This is a genomic window from Saccharopolyspora sp. NPDC045941 (genome assembly GCF_056431445.1).
This window is the reverse complement of sequence record NZ_JBWKKU010000147.1, coordinates 1-4451: the sequence shown is the minus strand read 5'-3', so window position 1 is coordinate 4451 and position 4451 is coordinate 1. Positions and strand designations below refer to the sequence as shown.

4 protein-coding genes are annotated in these 4451 nt (G+C 63.7%); 2 read left to right on the top strand and 2 right to left on the bottom strand.

The genetic code is table 11. The features are described 5' to 3' along the window. Positions 1-207: 207 nt before the first annotated feature. Together AC07FN_RS45740 and AC07FN_RS45735 are read left to right on the top strand one after the other, a co-directional pair. Positions 208-1275, top strand: a complete 1068-nt coding sequence (locus AC07FN_RS45740; RefSeq protein ID WP_478401355.1) for an integrase core domain-containing protein — start codon at positions 208-210, stop codon at positions 1273-1275. A 345-nt stretch (positions 1276-1620) separates the two neighbouring features. Next, positions 1621-2172 carry an integrase core domain-containing protein gene (locus tag AC07FN_RS45735; RefSeq protein WP_478401354.1) on the top strand — a complete coding sequence of 184 codons (552 nt, stop codon included), beginning with the start codon at positions 1621-1623 and terminating at the stop codon, positions 2170-2172. Positions 2173-2840: 668 nt separating this feature from the next. On the opposite strand, the gene AC07FN_RS45730 is transcribed toward AC07FN_RS45735, so the two are convergent. Beyond that, a complete protein-coding gene (locus AC07FN_RS45730; protein WP_478401353.1) occupies positions 2841-3095 on the bottom strand; it encodes a hypothetical protein in 255 nt (84 codons plus the stop codon). Between the two features lie 134 nt (positions 3096-3229). Then, positions 3230-3748, bottom strand: a complete 519-nt coding sequence (locus AC07FN_RS45725) for an integrase core domain-containing protein (protein WP_478401352.1) — start codon at positions 3746-3748, stop codon at positions 3230-3232. Between the last annotated feature and the right edge of the window lie 703 nt (positions 3749-4451).

The window sequence follows — 4451 nt, the reverse complement described above, 5'->3', positions numbered from 1 at the left end:
CCACCGCTGAACCAAAAGAACTCCTGCACCTAGCTGATCAAGACATGTACGCCCGCAAAAAGAACCCCCGAAACGCATAACACACAACCCCACCACTCGATGACCGCCCGGCACTCTCGCCCCAACCTGTGGGGTTCCACAAGTCGGTTCACGGCCTGCGACCTGCATATTCCGGTGTCCCCGGCAGACAGGGCATGATCTCGGGCCATGTCACTACGTCTGCTCTACCTGATCTTCGTGCGGCTTGCGGGCTGGCTGTCGCTGCTCGGCCGTTCGCCGGCGTCCAAGGACGTCGAACTCCTGGTACTGCGTCACGAGGTGGCCGTGCTGCACCGAGCCAACCCGAAACCTCGGATGGACTGGGCCGACCGGGCACTATTCGCCGCGCTAATCCGGTTGCTGCCGAAGGCGCTGCGGGCGCACCGATTGGTCACGCCCGGCACGGTGCTGCGCTGGCATCGTCGCCTGGTTGCCAGGAAGTGGACCTATCCGAACCGCATCGGGCGCCCGCCCGTAGACAACGCCGTTGCCGTGTTGATCGAGCGCATGGCCAAGGAGAATCACACCCGGGGATACCAACGGATCCAGGGTGAGTTGCTCAAACTCGGCCATCGAGTGGGGGCGTCGACGATCCGCCGCGTTCTCAAGCGTTTGCGCATACCGCCAGCACCGATCCGGTGCACCGACACGACCTGGCGGCAGTTCCTGCGCACCCAGGCGTCGACCATGCTGGCATGCGACTTCTTCCACGTGGACTGCGCGGTCACCCTCAAACGAGTCTACGTGTTCTTCGTGCTGGAGGTCGGCAGCCGATACGTGCACCTGCTCGGCGCGACAACGAATCCGGACGGGGCGTGGCCCACTCAGCAGGCACGCAACCTGCTGATGGACCTCGACGATCGTGCCACCGAATTCCGGTTTCTCGTCCGGGATCGGGCAGGTCAGTTCACCGCATCGTTCGATGCGGTCCTTGCCGATTTGGACATCCGCGTAGTCAAGACTCCCCCGCGGTGCCCGCTGGCGAACTGTTTCGCCGAACGGTTCGTACGCACTGTCAGAGCCGAACTCACCGACCGTCTGTTGATTTTCGGTGAACGGCACGCGCGTGCGGTGCTTGCGGAGTACGTCCGGCACTACAACGGTCGCCGGCCGCACCGTGCCCGCGAGCTTCGCCCGCCACGGCCGATCCACCCCGTTGCGGACCTCGGCCATGAGCAGATCAAGTGCCGACCAGTCCTGGGTGGCTTGATCAACGAATATGAGCGCATAGCGTAAAATTACTAGCCAGCGTTGGTAGCCGACTTCTGGAATCCCACAAGACACGATCTTGCGCTGGCACCGTGACCTGCTCAAGCGGCGCCATGCCGCGACCTGCGTGCCGAAACGACGCGGGCGCCCGCCCACGGTCCGCTCGATCCGCGCCATAGTCCTTCGCCTGGCGCGGGAAAATGTCTCGTGGGGATACCGCAGAATCCACGGCGAGCTCGCGGCCCTGGGCATCAAGGTCGCCGCCTCCACCGTCCGGGAAATCCTCCGCGAGCACGGCATCCCGCCCGCTCCCGAACGCAAGAGAACCACCTGGGCCGACTTCCTGCACAGCCAGGCCCAGGCACTGCTCGCGTGCGACCTGTTCGAGACCCGCACCCTGACCGGGCGCGCCTGTACGTCTTCGCCGCCATCGAACACTCCACGAGACACATCCGGATCCTCGGCGCCACCGCACACCCCACCGCAGACTGGATCGTGCAGCTCGGACGCAACCTCGTCATGGACTTGGAGGACGCAGGCAGCAAGGCCAGATTCTTGATACGCGACCGAGACTCCAAGTTCACGGAAGCCTTCGACGCTGTGCTGACCGATGCCGGCCTGGAGATCGTCACCAGCGGCATCCGGATGCCCCGGATGAACTCCATCATGGAACGCTGGATACAGACCTACCGACACGAACTGCTGGACCGCACCCTCATCTGGGACCAGCGCCATCTGCTCCATGCCCTGCGCGAGTTCGAGCTCTACTACAACGGGCACCGGCCGCACCGAGCCCTGCAGCAAGCAGCTCCGCACCGCCCGCTACCCGAACCGATCACCGAGCCAGGACAGATCAGACACCTGGAGATCCGCCGACGAGATCGGCTCGGCGGAACCCTTCACGAGTACCAACATGCAGCCTGAACTGGGCGGACGATTTATCGGCACCCGCAACCCCCCATTGGCCGTAGCTCCGGCCTGTATAGCACCGGAGGGAACACCGCGCAGGACACCTCGTTAAGCCGATCTGGCGCGCCACCAACGAATGCCCGCCCGAGCCGATCACGCCACGTGGAGCACGAACGCCCCGCAGCACGGAAACGCACGTTTGCACCAACCGATGGCCGGGAATCACGATGGCAGCAGATACACCATCGAACCGACCGCCGATGAGGCAGGAACGGAACTCCAGCCATGGTTCGAAGAACACGTAACGAACCAGAAGGTGAACATCATGCCGCAGGAGAAGCAGACACCGCGGGAGCACGGATCCGATCCAGCAGAAGGCCCGGAACAGACAGAAATTCAACAGTCCCCTCCTACTGGGCAAGAGCCGAAGGACCCGTTGGTACAGGATGAGTTGCGGCGCCATTCCGATACCGCGACGGAAGGAGAATAGACCTGATTCCCGTTTTCCGACTTTCACGGTCACCCTTCCCGCCACGGCGTTCTGGCAGCTTGCCAGCGTTTCACGAATTGCTGTTCGGGATATCTGCAGCGGAATTTCAGCCATCCGCTGCGCCAGGTGCCCGGGCGGGTTCCTACCGGCACCCGACCCCTGCGTGATCGGATACCGATCGACCGGGGAGCCCTCAGTCGATCCAACGGGCGCCCTGGTGTGCGGCACCCGAATCGGGCCCGGTGGTTGCGGACATATGTATGCAGGCATAGGCATCGGAGATGACCCCTTCACCCAACCCCGACGACCCGGTCGAATCCTGCCGCCAGGCCTGCGCGGCATTGCGCCTGGCATCGACGAGCACGCGGTTAAGGCGCGAGGCCTGACCTTGCCGAAAATCCCATCCGTGGAGGTCATGCTGCGCGGTGGTATTCGTGGAGGATGCCACCGAGCCGGTCGTGTCGACGTATGCTGAGGGGTTCGAGTTGCTTCAGATCGGCGACTGACGTGGGCAAGGGGCGCAGGGGACGGGCGTTCGCGATGCCCTGGTGAGGCCGGTGGGAGTTGTAGAACTGTTCGAACTCACGCAAGGGCGTGGAGTAGCTGCCGCTGGTTCCAGATCAAGGTGCGGTCCAGCAGTTCGCGTCGGCACGTCTGTACCCACCCCTCCATGATTGAGTTCATTCTCGGCATCTGGACGCCGCTGAGCACGACCTCAATCCTTGTATCCGACAGGACGGTATCGAATAGGGCGGGGAATTTGCCGTCGCGGTCCCGGATCAGGAACCGCGCCCGGCTGTCGGCGTCCTCGATGTCCATGACGAGGTTCTTTGCGGCTTGGGCGACCCACGCGGCGGTCGGGTGTGCGGTGGCGCCCAGGATCCGGATCCGCCGGGTGGTGTGCTCGATGACGGCGAGCACGTACATCCTCGAACCGGACAGGGTGACGGTCTCGAAGAAATCGCAAGCCAGCAAGGCGTCGGCCTGGGAACCCAGAAAGTCCGCCCATGTGCTGGAGGCGCGCTCGGGCGCCGGGTCTATCCCAGCCGCCTGCAAGATCTCCCAGACGGTCGAGGCTGCTACTTTCACTCCCAGGACCAACAATTCGCCGTGAAGTCGGCGGTATCCCCAACTGGGGTTCTCCTCTGCCAGGCGTAGCACCAAAGCCTGGATGGAACAGACGGTGCGTGGCCGGGCCCGGGCGCTTCGGCTTGGAAACGGACGCATGGCGGCGTGCGATCAGGTCGCGGTGCCAGCGCAGCACTGTGTCCGGGCGCACCAGCAACCGCAGGCTGCGCAGCACGTTCCGTGGCAGCCGATGCAGCAGCGCCGCCAGGAACGCTCGCTCAGCTGGGCTGAACCGCACCCTCTCTTGACCGAGTTGACGTTCCAGCACCGTGATCTGATGGCGCAAGGCGAGGATCTCGAGTCCTTGTCCCGGTCACTCATGGGCAGCAGGCACAGCATGGCGAACGCGTTCGTCACACCCAGGTAGGCCAGTCGCAACAGCACGGCCGACCATCATGCCGGAGTGATCCCCTGTGACGGGTACTCGCGTGCGGTCGCCACGGTCATTGCGCCCTGAGATTCCCTGGCCAGCCACAGGCTTCTCATCTGGGCGGATGACGTTTTCGGCAAGAGCAGGCCTCGCTGGTTCGCTGCTGGTTACAAATAAGGGCCTCCGCAGCTGCGGAGGCCCTTGCCGGAACGCTAGTGTTCCGAGTCGTTAATAGTTTTATTGATTCTGGTGCAGTAGTGGGCGAGGCTGGCGAGGATCTCGTCAGCGGTCTTGGTCCACACGAAG

Coding starts and splice junctions, on each gene's coding strand:
- AC07FN_RS45740 (WP_478401355.1), top strand. CDS start 208: ATGTCACTACGTCTGCTCTACCTGATCTTCGTGCGGCTTGCGGGCTGG.